Annotated in this window: 20 protein-coding genes; 13 read left to right on the top strand and 7 right to left on the bottom strand. The window is 68.6% G+C overall.

Annotation, left to right across the window (positions count from 1 at the left end; genetic code table 11):
* Window positions 1-178 precede the first annotated feature (178 nt).
* On the top strand, window positions 179-892 hold the full coding sequence (locus tag J0J01_RS17715) for a response regulator transcription factor (protein ID WP_296382926.1): 714 nt from the start codon (window positions 179-181) through the stop codon (window positions 890-892).
* 26 nt (window positions 893-918) lie between these two features.
* Here J0J01_RS17715 and J0J01_RS17710 read toward each other — a convergent pair whose 3' ends face one another.
* Complete coding sequence (locus J0J01_RS17710; RefSeq protein WP_296382924.1) at window positions 919-1,377, bottom strand: YbaK/EbsC family protein; 459 nt, start codon at window positions 1,375-1,377, stop codon at window positions 919-921.
* 38 nt (window positions 1,378-1,415) lie between these two features.
* On the opposite strand from J0J01_RS17710, the gene J0J01_RS17705 reads away from it, so the two are divergent.
* Window positions 1,416-1,616, top strand: coding sequence for a hypothetical protein (locus J0J01_RS17705; RefSeq protein ID WP_296382922.1), 201 nt, complete (start codon window positions 1,416-1,418; stop codon window positions 1,614-1,616).
* 38 nt (window positions 1,617-1,654) lie between these two features.
* On the opposite strand, the gene J0J01_RS17700 is transcribed toward J0J01_RS17705, so the two are convergent.
* Window positions 1,655-2,266: an OmpA family protein gene (locus tag J0J01_RS17700; RefSeq protein WP_296382919.1), complete on the bottom strand. Its 612-nt coding sequence runs from the start codon at window positions 2,264-2,266 to the stop codon at window positions 1,655-1,657.
* A gap of 71 nt (window positions 2,267-2,337) precedes the next feature.
* Here J0J01_RS17700 and J0J01_RS17695 point away from each other — a divergent pair, with 71 nt between their 5' ends.
* Window positions 2,338-3,180, top strand: coding sequence for an amidohydrolase family protein (locus J0J01_RS17695; protein ID WP_296382917.1), 843 nt, complete (start codon window positions 2,338-2,340; stop codon window positions 3,178-3,180).
* A gap of 6 nt (window positions 3,181-3,186) precedes the next feature.
* Here the strand turns inward: J0J01_RS17695 and J0J01_RS17690 are convergent, their stop codons facing one another.
* The 3 genes from J0J01_RS17690 to J0J01_RS17680 form a co-directional block, all read right to left on the bottom strand.
* Window positions 3,187-3,723 (bottom strand): hypothetical protein, encoded by a 537-nt coding sequence (locus tag J0J01_RS17690; protein ID WP_296382915.1) that lies wholly within the window; start codon window positions 3,721-3,723, stop codon window positions 3,187-3,189.
* Between the two features lie 178 nt (window positions 3,724-3,901).
* Window positions 3,902-4,366, bottom strand: coding sequence for a thioredoxin-dependent thiol peroxidase (gene bcp / locus J0J01_RS17685; RefSeq protein ID WP_296382914.1), 465 nt, complete (start codon window positions 4,364-4,366; stop codon window positions 3,902-3,904).
* Window positions 4,363-7,302 (bottom strand): bifunctional [glutamine synthetase] adenylyltransferase/[glutamine synthetase]-adenylyl-L-tyrosine phosphorylase, encoded by a 2,940-nt coding sequence (locus tag J0J01_RS17680; protein WP_296382912.1) that lies wholly within the window; start codon window positions 7,300-7,302, stop codon window positions 4,363-4,365. Before J0J01_RS17680 ends, bcp begins: the two co-directional genes overlap by 4 nt.
* Before the next feature lie 100 nt (window positions 7,303-7,402).
* On the opposite strand from J0J01_RS17680, the gene J0J01_RS17675 reads away from it, so the two are divergent.
* Window positions 7,403-10,504 carry a DUF3971 domain-containing protein gene (locus J0J01_RS17675; RefSeq protein WP_296382909.1) on the top strand — a complete coding sequence of 1,034 codons (3,102 nt, stop codon included), beginning with the start codon at window positions 7,403-7,405 and terminating at the stop codon, window positions 10,502-10,504.
* Between the two features lie 46 nt (window positions 10,505-10,550).
* On the opposite strand, the gene tyrS is transcribed toward J0J01_RS17675, so the two are convergent.
* A complete protein-coding gene (gene tyrS / locus J0J01_RS17670; protein ID WP_296382907.1) occupies window positions 10,551-11,804 on the bottom strand; it encodes a tyrosine--tRNA ligase in 1,254 nt (417 codons plus the stop codon).
* A gap of 72 nt (window positions 11,805-11,876) precedes the next feature.
* Between tyrS and J0J01_RS17665 the strand changes: the two genes are divergently transcribed.
* Entirely contained in the window at window positions 11,877-12,311 is a 435-nt protein-coding gene (locus J0J01_RS17665; RefSeq protein WP_296382906.1) for a hypothetical protein, read from the top strand.
* A gap of 46 nt (window positions 12,312-12,357) precedes the next feature.
* Window positions 12,358-13,440: an anhydro-N-acetylmuramic acid kinase gene (locus J0J01_RS17660; protein ID WP_296382905.1), complete on the top strand. Its 1,083-nt coding sequence runs from the start codon at window positions 12,358-12,360 to the stop codon at window positions 13,438-13,440.
* A 3-nt stretch (window positions 13,441-13,443) separates the two neighbouring features.
* On the opposite strand, the gene J0J01_RS17655 is transcribed toward J0J01_RS17660, so the two are convergent.
* Window positions 13,444-14,118 (bottom strand): alpha/beta hydrolase, encoded by a 675-nt coding sequence (locus tag J0J01_RS17655; RefSeq protein ID WP_296382901.1) that lies wholly within the window; start codon window positions 14,116-14,118, stop codon window positions 13,444-13,446.
* Between the two features lie 202 nt (window positions 14,119-14,320).
* On the opposite strand from J0J01_RS17655, the gene J0J01_RS17650 reads away from it, so the two are divergent.
* The 7 genes from J0J01_RS17650 to hscA are packed head-to-tail and all read left to right on the top strand — an operon-like array spanning window position 14,321 to window position 20,424.
* Window positions 14,321-14,797, top strand: a complete 477-nt coding sequence (locus tag J0J01_RS17650; RefSeq protein ID WP_296382899.1) for an Rrf2 family transcriptional regulator — start codon at window positions 14,321-14,323, stop codon at window positions 14,795-14,797.
* Window positions 14,798-14,809: 12 nt separating this feature from the next.
* Complete coding sequence (locus J0J01_RS17645) at window positions 14,810-15,901, top strand: cysteine desulfurase family protein (protein WP_296382897.1); 1,092 nt, start codon at window positions 14,810-14,812, stop codon at window positions 15,899-15,901.
* An 18-nt stretch (window positions 15,902-15,919) separates the two neighbouring features.
* Complete coding sequence (locus J0J01_RS17640; RefSeq protein WP_296382895.1) at window positions 15,920-17,158, top strand: IscS subfamily cysteine desulfurase; 1,239 nt, start codon at window positions 15,920-15,922, stop codon at window positions 17,156-17,158.
* Window positions 17,159-17,189: 31 nt separating this feature from the next.
* Window positions 17,190-17,600: a Fe-S cluster assembly scaffold IscU gene (iscU, locus tag J0J01_RS17635; protein ID WP_296382893.1), complete on the top strand. Its 411-nt coding sequence runs from the start codon at window positions 17,190-17,192 to the stop codon at window positions 17,598-17,600.
* 8 nt (window positions 17,601-17,608) lie between these two features.
* Complete coding sequence (locus J0J01_RS17630; protein WP_296382891.1) at window positions 17,609-18,001, top strand: iron-sulfur cluster assembly accessory protein; 393 nt, start codon at window positions 17,609-17,611, stop codon at window positions 17,999-18,001.
* 12 nt (window positions 18,002-18,013) lie between these two features.
* The gene (gene hscB / locus J0J01_RS17625) at window positions 18,014-18,532 is read left to right on the top strand and encodes a Fe-S protein assembly co-chaperone HscB (RefSeq protein WP_296382889.1); all 519 of its coding nucleotides are present in this window, start codon (window positions 18,014-18,016) and stop codon (window positions 18,530-18,532) included.
* Window positions 18,529-20,424 carry a Fe-S protein assembly chaperone HscA gene (gene hscA / locus J0J01_RS17620; RefSeq protein WP_296382888.1) on the top strand — a complete coding sequence of 632 codons (1,896 nt, stop codon included), beginning with the start codon at window positions 18,529-18,531 and terminating at the stop codon, window positions 20,422-20,424. Before hscB ends, hscA begins: the two co-directional genes overlap by 4 nt.
* Window positions 20,425-20,527: the final 103 nt, after the last annotated feature.

Here is a 20,527-nt window from a genome sequence, read left to right as displayed (position 1 = left end):
TTCTGAGGCGGTGACATATTCACGAGATTATTTGCGGACTCCGGCGTTGAGTATCCCGTGGCTATGGAAGGGAGCTCTCATGACAACGTCGTTCAACGCGCCCACAACGCACGCGGGGCCGCGTATTGGCACCGGCATGGGCAGGGGCAGGGAAGAGCTGCAGCAAACGGTCCGCTTGGTGTTGGTGGAGGATGACGACGGATTCCGCGAGGCTGCGGCCGCCGAGCTCGAGGATCTCGGCTTCGAGGTCGAGTGCTTCGCCGAAGGCGCGGCGCTGCTCGATGCCTTCGCCAACGGCGCCTCGGCCGACGTGATCGTGCTCGACTGGAACCTGCCGACGCTCTCCGGCATCGACCTGATCCCACGGCTGCGCCGCGCCGGCGTGCTGCTGCCGGTCGTGCTGCTGACCGGCCGCTCGACGCCCAACCTCGAGAACCTGGCGCTCGATCACGGCGCGCTCGACTTCGTCGACAAGACGCGCGGTCTGCCGATCCTCGCCAAGCGCATCCGGCTGATCCTCGACTCGTCGAAGAAGCCGGAGGTGATGCGGGCCGACGAATCGCTGGAGGTGGGGCTCCTGCAGCTCAAGACCCGCGTCTGCCGCGCGAGCTGGAACGGCGCCGACGTCGGCCTGACGCTGACCGAGTACAAGATCGTCCACCTGCTGGCGACCAACCTCGGCAACCATCTGACCTACCGTGCAGTCTACGACACCATGCACCATACCGGCTTCATCGCCGGCAGCGGCGAAGACGGCTATCGCACCAACGTGCGGTCCTGCATCAAGCGCATCCGCAACAAGTTCCGGGCGCTCGATGCCAACTTCGCCTGCATCGCCAACTACCCGTCGTTCGGCTACCGCTGGGAGGTCGACCCGCTGCCGCTTGGCTAGTCTAGTCACCGGGGCTGATTGCCCCGCTAGTCGCAGACATCGACCCATTCCGCCTCGACCAGCTCGGCCATGCGGGCCGGGCTGATGCGCAGGGCGGAGTGGGTGGAGCCCGCCGCGGGCACCACCTCGTCGAACGCCTTCAACGAGACATCGCAATAGACCGGCAGCGGCGTCGCCAGCCCGAACGGGCAGACGCCGCCGACCGGATGGCCGGTCGCCGAGACCACCTCGTCGGCGGTCAGCATCCGCGGCTTGCCGCCCAGCACGTCCTTGATCTTGCGGTTGTTCAGCCGCGCCGTGCCGGAGGCGACGATCAGCAGGGTGCGATCCTTGATGCGGAGCGACAGCGTCTTGGCGATCTGCGCCGGCTGCACGCCGTGGCCGATCGCCGCCAGCTCGACGGTGGCGGTGCTGCCGCTGCTCTCGAGGATCTCGATGTCGGGAGCATGGGAGGACAAGAACGCGCGGACACTTTCGACGGTCATTCCGCTATCCTAGCGCAGCGACGACGAAGGAGTCTGCGATGTGGTTCGTGTTCGAGGCCGAGTACGCCATCGAGAATGGGCGGGCGAACTGGAACAGGCCGCTTGCGGAGACCATGGCCTGGCACGGCCCGTTCGCGACGGCTGAGGAAGCGGACAAGGTGGTCCGCGGCCGCATGTGGGCCAAGATCGATGTCTATGCCCACAAAGCGCGAGCCGTGGACCTGACCGTCCCGGCCTGACGGCGCGCATTTCCGACCATGTCTGGTCGGAAATCGCGTCAGCGGATCACGATCTCGACGCGGCGGTTCTGCGCCTCGCGCACGCCGTCGGCGGTCGGCACCAGCGGCTGGCTCTCGCCGAGTCCGACGACCGAGATGTCCGACTCGCGCACGCCGGCCTGGACCAGCGCGTTCTTCACCGCGTTGGCCCGTCGCAGCGACAGCGCCATGTTGTAGGTCTCGGGGCCCGACCGGTCGGTGTTGCCGGTCGCCTTGATCTGCGCGCCGCCCTTGGTGCGGTAGGCCACGGCGGCGCGCTGGATGGTCTCCAGCGCCTGCGCGCTGAGGTCGGACTTGTCCCAATCGAAGAAGACCATGAAGGACGGCGCGACGATCACCATCGCGGGCTCGGCGCACCACACCGTGCGGTCGGTCGTGTCGTCGCGGTTGGAGCGGTCGGTCCGGTCGGTGAGATCGTCGCGCAGCCTGCGGTCGGTGCGATCGGTCAGGTCGTCGCGACTGGTGCGATCGGTACGGTCGGTGCCATCCCAGCACGGCCCGACGTAACCCACGCCCATCGGCGTCGCGCATGATGCCACCTGCCGGGCGACCTGGCGGTCGGCGCAGCCCGTCACGAGCACGAGCGCAGCAACCGCGAACCACTTCCACATATCGGCTCTCCCCACGCGCGGCATCATGACAGGGCAGGGCGGATTTGCAATTCTGCGGCCGGAGGAACGCCATGCCCGTCATCGACGCCCAGGTCCATTGCTACGAGCGCAACCATCCCGGCCGGCCATGGACTGCCGTGCTCGCCGGCCCGCCCGAGGTCACCGCCGAGGACATGATCAAGGCGATGGACACCGTCGGCGTCGACGGCGCGATCCTGGTCTCGGTCTACACCATGTATCGCTGGGACGCGTCCTACGCGGTGGCGGTGCAGAAGGCGCATCCCGGCCGCTTCGGCGTCGTCAAGCCGGTCAACGCCAACGATCCCAAGGTCGAGGACACGATCGCCGAATGGGCCGCCATGGCCGGGACCGTCGCCATCCGCATCATGATGACCGACGAGATCTCCAAGGATCCGGCCGATCCCGGCATCAACCGCATCCTCGCGGCGGCAGCCAAGTACGACCTGCCGGTCAACATGCTGGCGCGCGACCGGCTCGGCCAGCTCGACCAACTCGCCAGGCGCAATCCCGACACGCAGATCGTGCTCGACCATCTCGGCCTCGAGCAGCCCTTCGCCCCGCCGGCGCCGAACGAGCCGTGGAAGGAGCTGCCGCACGTGCTGAAGCTCGCCGAGAACAAGAACGTCGCGATCAAGATCACCGGCGCCTGCACGCTCAGCCACGAGAAGTTCCCCTACAAGGACATCTGGGATCCGCTGTTCCGCATCTTCGACGCCTTCGGCCTCGAGCGCTGCATGTGGGGCACCGACTGGACGCGCGCGGTCAACGTCCTGACCTATAAGGAAGGAGTCGAGTCCTTCCGCGTCACCGACCGGCTGGGCGATGCCGACCGCGCCAAGCTGATGGGCGGCACCCTCTCGAAGATCTACGGCTGGACGCCCGGCAAGAAGTAGGCGGCTTCAGCGCGGGGTGGCGGCGCGCAGGCGCCGCCACGCATTGTCCACCAGCAGCATGCCGTTCTCGGTCATGGCGCGGTCGAGCACGAAGGTCTTGCCACGCGCCGTCACCGACAGCCGCTCGACGATCAGGATCGGGGTCGAGGTCTCGCCGGACGCCACGCTGCCGCTCGACAGCGCCACGGTATCGAGGGCAAGCATCGGCCAGGCATATGTCTCGGGGCCGACCGACAAGGCTGCGGCATCGATGCCGAGCACGGTACCGACCGGCATCAGGCCTTCGCAGCGGCGCTCCAGCTTGCCGCTGAAGACGCGCACGCGGCGGTGCAGGATCCAGGCCATGAAGAGCACCAGCGCGCCGCTCATGACCAGCGCGAAGAGGATGAAGACGAGGGTGCTGTTCGGCTCGCCGACCGCACCGGCAATGACGATGCCGATCATCAGCACGAGTCCGATCGATCCGAAGATCATGAACCAGCGCCTGGTCTGGGCGATGAAGATGTCCGTGGCTTCGGCAGGCGTGAGTATCCTACCCTGCACCCGCTCCTGGACCTTGGACAGGAAGAAGGCGCCTTCCTGCTTCGGCGTGATATGAGATGATCCACCGGCTTGTCGTCGATCAGGATGCGCATTGCTTCGCTCCTCGCCGCATCGCAATCGCGAGCCTAGCGGGGCGAGGAGCCGGTGGGTGTATCAGTTTGTTTCGTCGGATACCCGGCTAGAGTGCCTTCAGCGCCTCTGCGACCTCGTCGACGTGGCCGTTCACCTTCACCTTGCGCCAGATCCTGCGGACCGCACCGTCCTTGTCGATCAGGAAGGTGGCGCGATCGATGCCCATGTACTTGCGGCCGTAGAGGCTCTTCTCGATCCAGGTACCGTATTTCTCGCAGATCTTGCCGTCCTCGTCGGACACCAGCGGGAAGTTGAGCTTGTACTTGGCCTTGAACTTGTCGTGGCGGGCGACGCTGTCCTTGCTGACGCCGACCACCTGCGCCTTGAGCTTCTTGAAGGCGGCCGCTGAATCGCGGAAGCCGCAGGCCTCGGTGGTGCAGCCCGGCGTGTCGTCCTTGGGATAGAAGTAGAGCACCACCGGCCTGCCGCGCAGCTCCGAGAGCTTGAGCTTGCCCCCACCGTCCGTCGCGCCCGTGAAATCCGGCGCCTTCTTGCCTTCCTCGACGCTCATGCCGCTCTCCCTGTCCAGCCCGCCGCGCGGGCCGGGGTATCGACGATCTTCTCATAAATAGCACGCGCCGCCGCCGTTTCCTCGGCGAGGCGGGCGCGCAGGGCCGCGATGTCGGGCACGTCCTGCGTCTGGGCGATCAGCCGGCGCTGGCCTTCCGGCGCCTTGCTCTCGTCGAACGACGATTCGTCGCCGTTGAGGGTGAGCCGCAGCAGGCTCTGCACGTCCGACATCGAGCGGCGGGCGGTGCGCAATTGCTGCGCATCCGCCGGGTCGAGCAGGCCGAGGCCGGCGGCGTGGCGCAGCACCTCGGCGGGATGAACGTCGAGGATCGCCGGCTGCTCGGCGGCATGGCGCAGCGCCAGGTACTGGGCGACGAAGTCGATGTCGAACAGGCCGCCGCGCAGGTGCTTGAAGTCCCACGGGCTCTTGGGCGGCGCGTGCTTGGCGATGCGGTCGCGCATGTCGGCGACGTCGCGCAGCAGCGCGGCGCCGTCGCGCGGCCGGCGCAGGGTGCCGAGGATGATGCTCCGAAGCCGCTCGACCAGCTCGGCCGGGCCGTGGATGACGCGGGCGCGGGTCAGCGCCATGTGCTCCCAGGTCCAGGCCGATTGCGCGTGATAGGTCTCGAAGCCTTCGAGCGAGTTGGCCAGCGGGCCGGCGCGCCCCGACGGCCGCAAGCGCATGTCGACCTCGTACAGCGCGCCCTCGTTGGTCAGCGCCGTCAGGGCGGTGACGATCTTGCTGCTGAGCCGCGTGTAGTACTGGGTCGGGGCCAGCGGCTGCGGCCCGTCCGACGCGTCGAGCCCGGGGGGAATGTCGTAGACGAAGATCAGGTCGAGGTCGGAGGTCGCCGACATCTCGCGGCTGCCGAGCTTGCCCAGCGCCAGGACGGCCAGCCGCTGGCCGCCGAAGGCGCCGTGCTGGCGGGCGAAGTTCTTCTCGACGCGATCGCACAATGCCGCGATGGTCGCCTGGGCGATATCGGAGTAGGCGAGGCCCGCCTGTGCCGGCCCCAGCATGCGCTTGAGCTGCTGCACGCCGACCTGGAAGCGCTGCTCGTTGGTCCAGCGCCGCGCGGCGTCGAGGATGTCCTGCTCGTCCTCGACCTGCGCCAGCAGGCGCGAGAGCTCGTCGGTCATGTCCGCGGTCGACGGCAGCGCGGCATAGAAGTCCGACGACAGAACCGAATCGAGCAGCACGGTGCGCCGCGCGAGCTGTGCCGCCAGCCCGGGGGCGCTGCCCATGATGGCGGCGACCAGCTCGAGCAGCGCCGGATTGGACTTGAACAGCGAGAAGAGCTGCACGCCCGCCGGCAGGTTGCTGAGGAAGAGGTCGAAGTTCAGCAGCGCCTGGTCGGGCGCCGCGGTCTCGCCGAGCGCCTTGAGCAGCGCCGGCATCAGCTCGGTCAGGAGCTCGCGCGCCCGCGCCGAGGTGGTCGAGCGGTAGCGGCCGTGATGCCAGCGCCGCACCACGCCGGCCGCCGCCGAGACGTCGCGGAAGCCCAGGCCGCGCAGGGTCTCGAGCGTCCCGGGATCGTCGTCGGTGCCGGTGAAGACCAGGTTGCCGCCCGGCCCGGCGAGGCTCGGCGCCTCCTCGAACAGGCGGGCGTAATGGCTCTCGACCCGGCGCAGCGTCGCCAGCATCTCGTCCTGGAAGGCGCGCGAATCGGGATAGCCGAGGAAGGTGGCGATCGCGGCCAGCCCGGCCTCGTCCTCGGGCAGGCTGTGGGTCTGCTGGTCGGCGACCATCTGCAGACGGTGCTCGACCCGGCGCAGGAAGCCGTAGTCGGCGATCAGCTCGGCGGTGGCGCGCGGCTCGACATGGCCGGCGGCGGCGAGCGCGCGCAGGGTCTCGCAGGTGCCGCGCAGCCGCAGCGCCGGCTCGCGGCCGCCGAAGATCAGTTGCTGGGTCTGGGCGAAGAACTCGATCTCGCGGATGCCGCCGCGGCCGAGCTTCACATTGTGGCCGGCGACCTTGACCGTGCCGCCGCCGCGATGGGCGTCGATCTGGCGCTTGATCGAATGGATGTCGTGGATCGCCGCGAAGTCGAGATGGCGCCGCCAGATATAGGGTCGAAGGGCGGCGAGGAACTCCGCCCCGACGGCCGTGTTGCCGGCCACCGGATGCGCCTTGATCATCGCCGCGCGTTCCCAGTTCTGACCGACGCTCTCGTAGTAGAGCTCGGCCGCCTGTACCGACATGGCGAGCGGCGTCGAGCCGGGGTCGGGGCGCAGGCGCAGGTCGGTGCGGAAGATGTAGCCGTCGCCCGACACCTCCGACATCTGTTGCACCAGCATGCGCGAGACGCGCACGAAATGGCGCGATAGTTGCTCATTGTCCGCCAGTGCCGGCGCCTCGCGGTCGTACAGCAGGATCAGATCGATGTCGCTCGAGTAGTTGAGCTCGCCGGCACCGAGCTTGCCCATGCCGAGCACGGTGAAGGCCGCCGCCTGCGGCTCGCCGCCCAGCGCCAGATGCCCCTCGCGCTCGAGCTGCAGCAGGATCGCCGCGGTCAGTGCGTCGATCGAGGCCGAGGCGAAGCGGCTCAGCGTGCCGGTGATGCGCTCGAGCGGCCAGGCGCCGGCGATGTCGGCGACGGCGACGCCGAGCGCCACGCTGCGCTTCAGCCGGCGCAGGCGTGCGGCGATGGTCTCCGGCACGGCACCGCCGCGCGCTTCGGCCAGCACCGTCGCGACGTCGGCCTCGAGCCGCTCGATCGCAGCATCGGGACCGTCGCGCCACAGATCGGCCATGAAACTCGGGTTCTGTAGTGCCGTCTCGGTGAGATACGGACTATTGCCGAACAGCGCGTCGAGCAATGCCTCGGCGGCGGTGCTGTCCGGCATCGCTGCGGCTTCGCGCCAGCGCGTCCAGGCGACAGCCAGCCGCTCGGCATCATGGGGGCGGGGCAGGCGGTCGGTCGAAAACCAAGACATGGGAAGGGGCGGCCGGTACATTGGTCAGCGCAGGCGCCCTCGGTCAACGCGGAAGTAAAGAACTTTGGTCATCAAGACGTTCCGGTTTTGCGCACGCGCCGTGACGGCAGCTATCGGGGTCGCGGCGGTGCTGATGACCGCCGTCGTGCTGCGCCTGCTGTCCGGCCCGGTCGACCTCGAGCTGCTGCGGCCGAACTTCCCCAACGAATTCGACACGCCCGACGGGCGGGTGCGGGTCAGTGCCCTGCACATCTACGCCGACTGGGGTGGGCTCAAGGAGCCGATGCGCCTGATCTTCACCGGCCTGCATGTGACCGATGCCCGCGACAGGGAGATCGCCTCGGCACCCCGTGTCGCCCTGTCGTTCGATCCGCGCAGCGCGGTGCGCGGCCGGCTGCTGCCGACCTCGGTCGTGGTCGACCAGCCGACCCTCGAGGCCGACATGACGCGCGAGGGCGGCATGCTGCAGCGCGTGCTGGCCCGGAGCGACTCGGGCTCGTCGGGCGAGTTCGTCGACCTGCTGATCGAGCAGCTGCTGTCGGAGCCCAACTACCATTCGGTGATCGGCCAGCTCGACACGGTCGAGGTGACCAACGCCCGCATCTCGCTGCGCGACGTGCCGTCGGGCGTAACCTGGGTCGCGCCCGACGTCCAGGCGCGGCTGAAGCGCGACGCCGCGGGCGTCGCCATCTCGGCCAATGCCCACTTCAGAGTCGGCACGCATGAGCCCTTCCGGGTTTCGCTGTCGGGCACCTACGCGCGCGACCGCAGTCGCATCTCGTTCGAGGCCGGTCTCGACGGCATGAAGCCGTCGATGCTGGCCGACCTGTCGCCCGACACCGCCATCCTGCGCGGGCTCGACATCGCGCTGTCGGGCCGGCTGCAGGTCGAGGCCACTGGTCAGGGCGAGGTCAAGACGGTCACCATGGAAGTCACCGCAGGCGCCGGCACCATCACCCTGCCGGGCATCCTGACGGCCAGCCACAAGGTGCGCTCGGTCAATGCGCTCGCCCATGTCGACGCGGCGTCCCACACCGCCCGCATCGACCATATCGACGTCGATCTGGGCGTCGCCAAGACCACCGTCACCGGCACTGGCTTGCGCACCGAGCAGGGCCAGACCTTCATTGGCCGCGCCGAGGTCAAGCAGATCCCGGTCGACCGGCTGGGCGACTACTGGCCGGCCGACCTCGCGCCGGGCGGCCGGGCGTGGGCGATGGCCAACCTGAGCGGCGGCTCGCTCGACGTCGCGACCGAGTTCGCGCTGAGCACGCCGGGCAACGACCTCGAGCAGCTGAGCGTCGATCGCAACGTCGCCTTCCTCGAGTATCGCGGCATGACGGTGCACTACATGCCGCACATGCCCGAGCTTCAAAACGTTTCGGGCAAGGCGCGCTTCGAGGCCGGCACGTTGCATTTCGACGTCGCCGGCGGCACTGCCGTCGGGCTTGCAGTGACCGGGGCCATCATCGACATGACCGGCCTCGACGGCCCGGGGCCGCACTACGCGTCGCTGCGCCTGCCGATCAAGGGGACGGCGCCGTCGGTCGTGGCGCTGCTGGCGCGGCCCAAGCTCGGCCTGCCGCGCGACATGCTCTACGACCCCAAGCGGGTGGCCGGCGATGTCGCGGTCGACCTCAGCCTCAGGTTCCCGCTGATCAATGCGCTGACCGTGGCCGAGATCGACATCAAGGCCGAAGCCGCGGTGTCGGGCTTCGCCCTCAAGAACGCGATCGGCGACGTCGACCTCGGCGAGGCGGTGGGCCGCGTCGTCTACGCCAACTCGCAGCTCAACGTGACCGGTATCGGCAAGCTCGACGGCAACGCCGTCGACATCGTGTGGCGCGAGCAGTTCAGCCCGCGCGCGCCGTACCGGCAGCGCTACGAGCTCAAGGGCACGGTCCCGGCGGCGCTGATCGCCAAGGCGGGCTTCCCGTCGCCCGAGCCCTACATCGCCGGGCCGGTCGGCGTCACCAGCCTGACCTACCAGGTCGCCGACAACGGCACGAGCGAGCTGCTCGGCAAGTTCGATCTCAAGGGCGCCACGATGACGACGCCGTTCGGCTGGACCAAGACGGCGGGCAGCGACGGGCAGCTCACCTTCGCCATGAAGATGGCAGCCGGCGGCAAGCTTGCGACGGCCGATTTCGAGGGGCGTGCGCCCAGCCTCACCGCCAAAGGCCAGGTGCGGTTCGGCGACAACAACAGCGTCCAGCAGGTCGCCGTCAGTCAGCTTCAGGTCGGGGCGACCGACATCGCGGGCGAATGGCGGCGCACCGCGAACGGCGTCGACGTCGCCTTGCACGGCCAGTCGCTGGAATATTCCCGCCTGCGCGCGATCCTGAAGACGCGCGAGGAGCTGGCCAAGGCGACGCCCGGCGGTGCAGCGGCGACGGCGCGCGAGAGCACCCGCCTCGCCATCCAGCTCGGCCGCTTCGGGCTGGAGCAGGGCAGCCTGGGATCGGTCGGCGGCCGGGTCGAGCTGTCGGGCGACCGGATCGCGTCGGCCGATATCGGCTTCGGCGCCGGCAAGGGGGGCACGTTCCGCGTCGCGCGCGAGGGGCAGGGACGCAGCCTCAGCTTCTATGTCGCCGACTTCGGCCAGCTCCTGAAGGAGACCGGCTGGCTCGACGGCTTCGTCGGCGGCGACCTCGACCTGCGCGGCCGCTTCGACGACGCCCATCCGCAGATGCCGCTCGCCGGCCGGCTGAAGCTCGGCCCCTACCGGCTGGAGAAGGTGACGCCGCGCACCGGCGTCGGCACGCTCAATTCCACCATCGACGCGCTGGGCCGCGCCGGCAATCCGCTGCAGCAGTTCGACGGCCTCGAGGCCTCGATCGGCAAGGTCGCCGACCGCATCGAGCTCAAGGACGGCCACACCTCGGGCAAGTCGATCGGGCTCACGACCGCGGGCATCATTGACCTGGCGAAGGACGAGGCCAGCCTGCGCGGCATCGTCGTGCCGGGCTTCGCCCTCAACAACGTGCTGTCGAACGTGCCGCTGCTCGGGCCGTTGCTGACCGGCGGCAAGGACGGCGGCGTGTTCGCGATCGCCTATCGTCTCGACGGGCCGCTCGACGACCTCAGGACCGACGTCAACATGATGTCGGCCATGACTCCGGGCGCGCTGCGCGAGCTCTTCAACGGCGCCGGCGGAACGCCGCCGATGCGCACCGAGACGCCGGCCGACCGCGCGCCCTAGGGACGACCGTTTCCGGACGGCGCGCGACGCGCTGATCCGCAGAAGATCAGGCGGCGCGCACCAGCACGTGGCGCTTGCGGCCGGCCGACAGCTTGAGCGTGCCGTCGGCGCCGAGGTCGCTGTGCTTGATCACGGCCGTGTCGGACGCGATCGGCTGGTCGTTCAGCCGCCCGCCGCCGCCCTTGATCAGCTTGCGCGCCTCGGTGCGGCTGGCGGCGAGGCCGGCCTGGTGGAACAGCTCGAAGGCGGCGATGCCTTCGGCGAGCTGCGCCTGCGGGATGCTGACCGTGGGCAGGCTGTCGGCCTTGCCGCCTTCCTCGAAGGTCCGCTTCGCCGTCTGCTCGGCTTCGGTCGCGGCCTTGTCGCCGTGGGCGAGCCGGGTGATCTCGGTGGCGAGGATCTTCTTGGCCTCGTTGATCTCCTGGCCCTCGAGCGCCTCGAGGCGGGCGATCTCGTCGAGCGGCAGCTCGGTGAACGTCCGCAGGAAGCGGCCGACATCCTCGTCCTCGACGTTGCGCCAGTACTGCCAGAAATCGTAGGGCGACACGCGTTCGGCGTTCAGCCACACCGCGCCGGCCGCGGTCTTGCCCATCTTGGCGCCGGACGAGGTCGCGATCAGCGGCGTGGTCAGCGCGAACAGCTCGGCACCCGCCATGCGGCGGCCGAGGTCGGCGCCCATCACGATGTTGCCCCACTGGTCCGAGCCGCCCATCTGCAGGATGCAGTCGTGGCGCTTCTTCAGCTCGACGTAGTCGTAGGACTGCAGGATCATGTAGTTGAACTCGAGGAAGGTCAGCGGCTGGTCGCGCTCCAGCCGCAGCCGCACCGAGTCCATGGTCAGCATGCGGTTGACCGAGAAGTGCCGGCCGACGTCGCGCAGCAGCGGGATGTAGAGCAGCTTGTCGAGCCACTCGGCATTGTTGGCCATCAGCGCGTCGGTCGGGCCGTCGCCGAACGTGACGTACCTGTCGAACACCCGACGGATGCCGGCCATGTTGGCGGCGATCACCGCGTCGGTCAGGAGCTGGCGGCTCTCGTCGCGGCCCGACGGGTCGCCGATCTTGGTGGTGCCGCCGCCCATCAGCACGACCGGCTTGTTGCCGGTCTTCTGCCACCAGCGCAGCATCATGATCTGCAGCAGCGAGCCGATATGCAGCGAATCGGCGGTGCAGTCGAAGCCGATATAGGCGGTGCGGATGCCGGTCGAGAGCAGCTCGTCGAGGCGCGCGGCATCGCTGCACTGATGCACCATGCCGCGCTCGTGCACGATCCGCATGAAGTCAGACTTGAACGCCGCCATCTCCCAAGACCCTTATCCGCGAAGGGTCGCGGGTGTAACACGGCGGCTGTTTGGCCTCAACGGAGCGGGCAGGTGGCGAATCTCATCGTCGAGCGGGTCGAAACGGCCCGCAGCGGGCAGAATCCCTATGTGATCAGCCGGCTGAAGTCGGGCTGGCTGGTGATCGGCGACGTCCAGCCGCTGCCCGGCTACTGCGTGCTCTTGGCCGACCCGGTGGTCGAGAGCCTGAACGCGCTCGACGAGGCTGGCCGCAGCCAATATTCGCTCGACATGATCGGCGCCGGCGACGCGCTGCTCGCCGTCACCGACGCCGAGCGCATCAACTACGAGACGCTGTGCAACGCCGAGCCCGCGCTGCACAGCCATCTGGTGCCGCGTTACGCCTGGGAGCCCGAGGACAAGCGCCGCCGCGTGCCGTGGATCGCCTACGACTGGAAGACGGCGCGCCGCTTCGATCCCGCGCAGGACGGATTGTTCATCGCGCGCATGCGCGACGCCCTGAAATAGGCCGCAGACTGTCCGAAAGCCGCCGCGGGTGTTACACACTCGCGTCATGGCTTCTTTCCTACGTACCCTCGGCCTGATGAGCGGCACTTCGGTCGATGGTGTGGACGTGGCCCTGGTGGAGACCGACGGTGAGCGCATCGCCTCGTTCGGTCCGACCCTGACCGTTTCCTATCCCGACGACGTCCGTCGCACGATCCGTGCGGCCTTCGGTGCCGAGCAGCCGGACGCGCGAACCGAAGCGGCCGAGCGCGCCGTGACCGAGGCGCATGTCGCGGCGGTCAAGCAGTGGTCGTCGGTCCACGGCGTCGCCCTGTCGACGATCGATGTCGTGGGCTTCCACGGCCAGACCATCACCCATCGGCCGGAGAAGCGCTTCACCTGGCAGATCGGCGACGGCGCCAGCCTCGCGCGGGCGCTCGGCGTGCGCGCGATCGGCGACATGCGCAGCGCCGATGTGCTGGCGGGCGGGCAGGGTGCGCCGCTGGTGCCGGTGTTCCATGCCGCACTGGTGCGCGAGCTTCTGCGGCCCATCGCGGTGGTGAACATTGGCGGCGTCGCCAATGTCACCTGGATCGGCGAAGACGGTTCGTTGCTCGCCTTCGACACCGGCCCGGGCAACGGGCCGATCGACGACTGGTGCGTGCGCCGCGCCGGCCAGCGCTTCGACAGCGAAGGGGCGCTGGCGGCTGCCGGCAAGGTCGACCGCACGCGGCTGGAGCGCTGGGGCGAGCACCTCTACTTCGCGCGCAAGCCGCCCAAGTCGCTCGATCGCGGCGACTTCAATGACGCCTGGGCCGACGGGCTGTCGGCGGCCGATGGTGCGGCGACCCTGACCCGCGCGACGGCGCGCGCGATCGCCCTGGCGGCACGCCACTTCCCGGCGCCGGCGCGGCGATGGATCGTGACCGGCGGCGGCGCCCGCAATCCGACCCTGCTGGCGGCGCTTGCCGAGGAGACGGGGACGCCGGTGGTGCCGGCCTCGGCCCTGGGCTGGGACGGCGACGCGCTGGAAGCGCAGGCCTTCGCGTTCCTGGCGGTACGCTCGCTGCGCCGCCTGCCGCTCACCTTCCCGACGACGACCGGCGCGCCCACGCCGCTCTGCGGCGGGCGCCTGCACCTGCCGGCGTAGCGCTTAAGGTTCCTTGTTCGAGGTCGCGCGGCCTGGCGGGTTGATCAGGCACTTGGCGACGTACTTGTCGACCTCGACCGCAAGCTTGTCGAGCGAGTCGTGGAAGAAGTGGTTGGCGCCCTTGATGGTGCGCGATTCCACCGTGATGCCCTTCTGCAGCGACAGCCGCGCCACCAGCTTCTGGATGTCGGCGAGCGGCACGACCTCGTCCTTCTCCGCGCCGACGATCAGGCCGGACGACGGGCAGGGCGCGAGGAAGCCGAAATCGTACGAATTGGCCGGCGGTGCCACCGAGATGAAGCAGTCGATCTCCGGCCGCCGCATCAGCAGCTGCATGCCGATCCAGGCGCCGAACGAGTAGCCGGCGATCCAGCACGACTTGGCATCGGCGTTCATCGCCTGCAGCCAGTCGAGCGCTGCGGCCGCGTCGCTGAGCTCGCCCATGCCGTTGTCGAAGCGGCCCTGGCTGCGCCCCACGCCACGGGTGTTGAAGCGCAGCACCGAGAAGCCGCGATTCACGAACACGTGGAACAGCGAGAAGACGACCTTGTGGTTCATCGTCCCGCCATATTGCGGATGGGGATGGAGGATCAGCGCAATTGGCGCGTGTTCTTCTTTGCTCTGGTGATAGCGGCCCTCGAGGCGACCCTCGGGACCGGTAAACATCACGTCAGGCATCTTCACTCCGGTTATTCGTCATTATTGGCCGCCGGCGCGGGTGAACGGCAGCAAAATGCGAAGAAATCTTGATACTTGACCTGCCAGCTCGGGTTTACTAAATCCGAGCTAATAGGTTGGTTTTTCCCAGAACCCTATCCGGGGGGCTGGAATATCGTAGCAACGCCTTGGTTTTCAAGACCTTTAGGCGGAGGAGGATGCTGTGAAGCTCAGCACCAAAGGCCGTTATGCCGTGATGGCAATGGTCGACCTGGCCCGTCATGCCCAGACCAAGCCGGTCTCCCTGTCCGACATCGCCGCCCGTCAGGAGATTTCCCTGTCCTATCTGGAGCAGCTATTCGCCCGTCTGCGCCGCGCCGAGCTGGTGAAAAGCGTGCGCGGGCCGGGCGGCGGCTACCGCCTGGCACGCGGCTCGGCGGAGACCCGGGTGTCGGAGATCATCCTGGCTGTCGACGAGCCGATCAAGGCGACGCGCTGCACCGAGATGGGCCAGGCCGGCTGCCGGGCCGATCGCAGCAAGTGCCTCACCCACGACCTGTGGGAGGAGCTCGGCAACCAGATCCATGTGTTCCTGAGCTCGGTCACCCTGTACGACGTGCTGGAGCGCAAGCTCGCGCCGCGCATCGTCGAAGCGCCACCGACACCGGCCAATTCCGACACGATGGCCGCGGCCAGCTGAGGCGGCTGCGTCATGGCCGCCGCGTACACGTACCTCGACCACAACGCCACCAGCCCGCTGCGGCCGGTGGCGCTCGATGCCGTGGTCGAGGCGCTGCAGGCGGGCGGCAATCCGTCTTCCGTCCATCGCCCCGGCCGGGCCGCCCGGGCGCGCCTCGACAAGGCACGCAAGCAGGTGGCGGGCCTCGTCGGCGCGCTGCCGAGCGAGGTCGTCTTCACCTCGGGCGGCACCGAAGCCAACAACATGGCGCTGCGTGGCCACGGGCGTGTGCTGGTGTCGGCGATCGAGCACGAGAGCGTGCTCAGGGCGGTGCCTGATGCGGAACGCCTTCCGGTCGACGGCAACGGCCTGCTCGATCTCGCGACGCTCGAGCGCCTGCTCGCGGCCAGGCCGGCACTGGTGTCGGTGATGCTTGCCAACAACGAGACCGGCGTGATCCAGCCGGTCGCCGAGGTCGTGCGACTCGCGCGCGCAGCCGGCGCGCTGGTGCACTGCGACGCCGTGCAGGCCGCCGGCAAGGTGCCGGTCGATCTGCGTGGCCTGGGCGTCGACTATCTCAGCCTGTCCGCGCACAAGCTTGGCGGCCCGACGGGTGTCGGTGCGCTGGTCGTGCGCGCGGGTGCGCCGCTGGCGACCGATCGGGTCGGCGGCGGGCAGGAGGCCTGGCGTCGCGCCGGCACGGAGAACGTCGCCGGCATCGCGGGCTTCGGCGCGGCCGCGGAGGCGTCGCGCGACGGGCTCACCCCGGCCTTGCGCGATCGCCTCGAGGCCAGCCTGCCGGGCAAGGTCCATGGCGCCGGCGCGCCGCGGCTGCCCAATACGAGCTGCCTCTCCATGCCGGGCGTGAAGGCCGAGACGCAGGTCATGGCCCTCGATCTCGCGGGCGTGGCGGTCAGCGCCGGCTCGGCCTGCTCCTCGGGCAAGGTGAGCCGGTCGGCGGTCCTGGCCGCGATGGGAGTGGATATTGCCGACGCCGAAACGGCCATCCGCATAAGTTGCGGCTGGAACACGGTTTTTGAGGATATCGAACGCTTGATCGCGGCCTGGCAGGCGCTATATACCCGAGTAACGTACTCGGATTTTTCCGGAGCCCGGGCAGCCTAGGAATTTCAAGGGGTTAGCATGAACGCGTTTTCCCAGATCCGGCGCAACGACCAGCCGATCTACCTGGACTACCAGGCGACCACGCCGATGGACCCGCGCGTGCTCGAAGTCATGCTGCCATACTTCACCTACAAATTCGGCAACCCGCACTCGCGCAGCCACTCCTATGGCTGGGAGGCCGAGGCGGGCGTGGAGAAGGCGCGCGGCCAGCTCGCCAAGCTGATCGGCGCCGACGAGAAGGAAGTGATCTTCACCTCAGGCGCCACCGAGTCGAACAATCTCGCCATCCGCGGCGTCGCCGAGTTCTACAAGGACCGCAAGAATCACATCGTCACCACCGTGACGGAGCACAAGTGCGTGCTCGACACCTGCCGCCATCTCGAGCAGAGCGGCTTCGAGGTCACCTACCTGCCGGTGCAGAAGAACGGCCTGATCGACCTCGAGGCACTGCGCAACGCGATCACCGACAAGACGGTGGTGGTGTCGATCATGGCGGTGAACAACGAGATCGGCGTCATCCAGCCGCTGGAGGAGATCGGCAGGATCTGCCGCGAGAAGAAGGTGTTCTTCCACACCGATGCGGCGCAGGCCGCCGGCAAGATCCCGCTCGACGTCGAGGCGATGAACATCGACCTGATGAGCATCTCCGGCCACAAGATCTACGGGCCCAAGGGCATCGGCGCGCTCTACGTGCGCCGCAAGCCGCGTGTCCGCCTGGTGCCGCTGATCGTCGGCGGCGGCCAGGAGCGCGGCTTCCGCTCCGGCACCCTGCCGACGCCGCTGTGCGTCGGCCTGGGCGAGGCCGCCGAGATCTGCCTGAAGGAGATGGACGGCGAGGCCAAGCGGCTGAAGAAGCTGCAGGAGCGCATGCTCAAGGGCCTCAACGCCAAGCTGACCGAGATCGTGGTCAACGGCGACCTCGAGCATCGCATCCCGGGCAACCTCAACATCAGCTTCGCCTACGTCGAGGGTGAGTCGCTGATGATGGGCATCAAGGGCCTGTCGGTGTCGTCCGGCTCGGCGTGCACCTCTGCGTCGCTCGAGCCCAGCTACGTGCTGCGCGCGCTCGGCGTCGAGGAGGAGATGGCCCACACCTCGCTGCGCATCGGCCTCGGCCGCTTCACCACCGAGCACGAGGTCGACACCGCGGTCGACGAGCTGGTGCGCCACGTCAACAAGCTGCGCGCAATGAGCCCGCTCTGGGAAATGGCCCAGGAAGGCATCGATATCAAGTCAATCGAATGGGCGGCCCACTAACGGCCGGTGTTGGGGAATTGAGGAGAGTGTCATGACCTACAGCGCAAAGCTGATCGACCACTACGAGAACCCGCGCAACATCGGGTCGCTCGACAAGAGCTCCGAGGATGTCGGCACCGGCCTGGTCGGTGCGCCGGCCTGCGGCGACGTCATGAAGCTGCAGATCAAGGTCGGCGCCGACGGCCTGATCGAGGACGCCAAGTTCAAGACCTTCGGCTGCGGCTCGGCGATCGCGTCGTCCTCGCTCGTCACCGAATGGGTGAAGGGCAAGACGATCGACGAGGCCGAGACGATCAAGAACACCGACATCGCCAAGCACCTGGCGCTGCCGCCGGTGAAGATCCATTGCTCGGTCCTGGCCGAGGACGCGATCAAGGCGGCGATCGCCGACTATCGCACCAAGATCGCCAAGAAGGACGAGACCAGGGACGCCGCGGAGTAACAGCGGAAATGAGCACGCCTATCACTACCGATGCCCCCAAGCCGACCGCGACGCGGCCCCGTCGGCCGCGTCCGCAGCTCATGACGGTGTCGCCGGCGGCGGCGGAGCGCGCCAAGGCGCTGATCGACGGCCGCGGCAAGCCGACCGCCGGCATCCGCATCGGCGTGCGCACCAAGGGCTGCTCGGGTCTCAGCTACACGCTCGAATTCGCCGACAGGCAGGAGCCGATGGACGAGGTGGTCGAGAGCCAGGGCCTCAAGCTCCTGATCGATCCCAAGGCGTCGCTGTTCCTGATCGGCACCGAGATGGACTACGAGGAAGAGAAGCTCAAGCAGGGCTTCGTCTTCAAGAATCCCAACGAGAAGGGCCGCTGCGGCTGCGGCGAATCCTTCCACGTCTGAAGTCGTTTCGTCATGGATCACTTCGCGCGGCTGGGACTGCCGGCGGCGCTCGACACGGATGCCGCGGCGCTCGACAAGGCGTACTTCGCCCGCCAGCGCCAATGGCATCCCGACCGCTTCGTCGGCAAGCCCGCGCCTGAGCGGGCGAAGGCCTCGGTCGAAGCCGCGGCGCTGAACGACGCCTACCGCACGCTGAAGGATCCGCTCGACCGCGCCGTCTATCTGGCCGAGCTGAATGGCGTCGAGCTGCCGGGCGACGGCAAGACGATCGACGATCCGGAGCTGCTCATGGAAGCCATGGAAGCCCGCGAGGAATTGCACGAAGCGAGCAGCATCGCCGAGGTCGACGCACTCGCCGCGAAGACGCGCGATGAGCTGCAGAAGTCGCTGGCGGCGCTCGGCAGTTTGTTCTTGGCAAACGACAAGCCCGCCATCAGAAAGACGCTCCTTCGCCTGCGCTACCTCGACAAGTTCGCCGAGGAAGCACGGGCGCGACGAACCAATTTGGGCAGCAACCTGGGTAAGTCATGACCCTGCTGGAGATCCACGAACCGGGCGAAACGCCCTTGCCGCACGCCGGCGAAGGATCGTTGGCCGTGGGCATCGATCTCGGCACCACCAACTCGGTGGTCGCGATCGCGCGCGAGGGCAAGCCGGCAGCGCTGCACGACGAGGCCGGCAAGGCGCTGGTGCCGTCGGTCGTGGCCTATCCGTCGGGCGGTGGCGTGATCGTCGGCGACGACGCACGCGCGCTGACGGCGCAGGAGCCGAAGAACGTCGTCGCGTCGGTGAAGCGCCTGATGGGCCGCGGCGCGGCCGATCTTCATGCGGTTGCGGGCGTGCTGCCCTACGAGATCGAGCCGGGCACCGGCGAGACCGACATGGTCAAGCTGCGCATCGGCGGCAAGGCGCGTTCTCCGGTCGAGATCTCCGCCGAAATCCTCAAGGCTCTCAAGCTGCGCGCCGAAGCCGCGCTGGAGAAGCCGGTCGAGCGCGCGGTCATCACCGTGCCGGCCTACTTCGACGATGCCGCGCGCACGGCGACCCGCGATGCCGCGCGCGTCGCCGGCCTCGAGGTGCTGCGGCTCGTCAACGAGCCGACGGCGGCGGCGCTGGCCTACGGTCTCGACAAGGGCTCGGAGGGCCTCTACGCGGTCTACGACCTGGGCGGCGGCACCTTCGACTTCTCGCTGCTGCGGCTGGAGAAGGGCGTGTTCCAGGTGCTCGCCACGGGCGGCGACACGGCGCTGGGCGGCGACGACTTCGACCGCGCCATCGCCGAGCGCATGCTCGAGGAGCGCAAGACGGACGGGCTCGCCGACACGATCGACGAGGGCGCGGTGAAGACTGCGCTGGCGCTGGCCCGCCACATGAAGGAGCAGCTCTCCGACCGCGACCAGGCCTCCGGCCGGCTGGAGCTCGCCGGCGTGCCGTCGTTCCATGCGCTGACCCGGGCCGGGTTCGACGCCATGGTCGCGGCCTACGTGAAGCGCACCATCGACATCGCGCGCCGCGTGCTCGACGACGCCGCGATGAAGGTCGGGGACATCCACGGCGTGGTGCTGGTCGGCGGCTCGACCCGCGTGCCGCTGGTGCGCTCGGCCGTCGCCGACATGATCGGCAGGGCGCCGCTCACCGACATCGATCCCGACGAGGTCGTGGCGCTGGGCGCCGCCCTGCAGGCCGAGGCACTGACCGGCGGTTCCGATACGCTGCTGCTCGACGTGACGCCGCTGTCGCTCGGCCTCGAGACGATGGGCGGCATCGTCGAGAAGATCGTGCCGCGCAACACGCCGATCCCCGTGCAGCTCGCGCAGGACTTCACGACCTACCAGGACGGCCAGAGCGCGATGGCGATCCATGTCGTGCAGGGCGAGCGTGAGATGGTCGACGATTGCCGGAGCCTCGCGCGCTTCGAATTGCTCGGCATCCCGCCGATGACCGCCGGTGCGGCGCGCATCCGCGTCACCTTCGCGGTCGATGCCGACGGCCTGCTGACCGTGTCGGCGGAAGAGAAGACGACCGGCGTCGCGCAGCGCGTCGAGGTGAAGCCGTCCTATGGCCTCAGCCACGATGACATGGCCGACATGCTCTACGACAGCCTCGATCATGCCGAGGAGGACATGACCAGGCGCCTGCTGACCGAGGCGCGGGTCGAGGCGAAGCGTAACCTGCTGGCGCTTGACGCGGCCCTCGCCAAGGACGGCGAGCTGCTGTCGGCTGAGGAGCGCGGCGGGCTGGACGCCGCGCGGGCGCGTCTCGAGACGGCCATCGCCGGCGAGGATCGAGACGAGATCAATGCCGCCGCCGAAGCGCTGGAGACACAATCGAAGCCGTTCGCCGAGATGCGCATGGATCGCGGTATCCGCGAGGCGCTGTCGGGCATGGCGGTGAGCGACCTGGAAGGCCGGGTCGGCGATTAGTAATTCCTCCCCTTGCCGGGGTCCGGCAAGGGGAGGTGCCCGCGTAAGACGAGGGCACCTCCCCTTCGCGGGCTCCGCGAAGGGGAGGAGGAATGAGATTGAG

Source organism: Reyranella sp., from assembly GCF_017305915.1.
In the GTDB taxonomy this organism is placed as follows: domain Bacteria; phylum Pseudomonadota; class Alphaproteobacteria; order Reyranellales; family Reyranellaceae; genus Reyranella.
The sequence above is the reverse complement of the archived record's forward strand: the minus strand, read 5'-3'. Positions and strand labels throughout refer to the sequence as shown.

Coding starts and splice junctions, on each gene's coding strand:
- hscB (WP_296382889.1), top strand. CDS start 18,014: ATGGATCACTTCGCGCGGCTGGGACTGCCGGCGGCGCTCGACACGGAT.
- hscA (WP_296382888.1), top strand. CDS start 18,529: ATGACCCTGCTGGAGATCCACGAACCGGGCGAAACGCCCTTGCCGCAC.
- J0J01_RS17660 (WP_296382905.1), top strand. CDS start 12,358: ATGGCTTCTTTCCTACGTACCCTCGGCCTGATGAGCGGCACTTCGGTC.
- J0J01_RS17710 (WP_296382924.1), bottom strand. CDS start 1,377: ATGACCGTCGAAAGTGTCCGCGCGTTCTTGTCCTCCCATGCTCCCGAC.
- J0J01_RS17655 (WP_296382901.1), bottom strand. CDS start 14,118: ATGCCTGACGTGATGTTTACCGGTCCCGAGGGTCGCCTCGAGGGCCGC.
- J0J01_RS17630 (WP_296382891.1), top strand. CDS start 17,609: ATGAGCACGCCTATCACTACCGATGCCCCCAAGCCGACCGCGACGCGG.
- J0J01_RS17700 (WP_296382919.1), bottom strand. CDS start 2,266: ATGTGGAAGTGGTTCGCGGTTGCTGCGCTCGTGCTCGTGACGGGCTGC.
- iscU (WP_296382893.1), top strand. CDS start 17,190: ATGACCTACAGCGCAAAGCTGATCGACCACTACGAGAACCCGCGCAAC.
- J0J01_RS17645 (WP_296382897.1), top strand. CDS start 14,810: ATGGCCGCCGCGTACACGTACCTCGACCACAACGCCACCAGCCCGCTG.
- J0J01_RS17705 (WP_296382922.1), top strand. CDS start 1,416: ATGTGGTTCGTGTTCGAGGCCGAGTACGCCATCGAGAATGGGCGGGCG.
- J0J01_RS17680 (WP_296382912.1), bottom strand. CDS start 7,302: ATGTCTTGGTTTTCGACCGACCGCCTGCCCCGCCCCCATGATGCCGAG.
- J0J01_RS17695 (WP_296382917.1), top strand. CDS start 2,338: ATGCCCGTCATCGACGCCCAGGTCCATTGCTACGAGCGCAACCATCCC.
- J0J01_RS17640 (WP_296382895.1), top strand. CDS start 15,920: ATGAACGCGTTTTCCCAGATCCGGCGCAACGACCAGCCGATCTACCTG.
- bcp (WP_296382914.1), bottom strand. CDS start 4,366: ATGAGCGTCGAGGAAGGCAAGAAGGCGCCGGATTTCACGGGCGCGACG.
- tyrS (WP_296382907.1), bottom strand. CDS start 11,804: ATGGCGGCGTTCAAGTCTGACTTCATGCGGATCGTGCACGAGCGCGGC.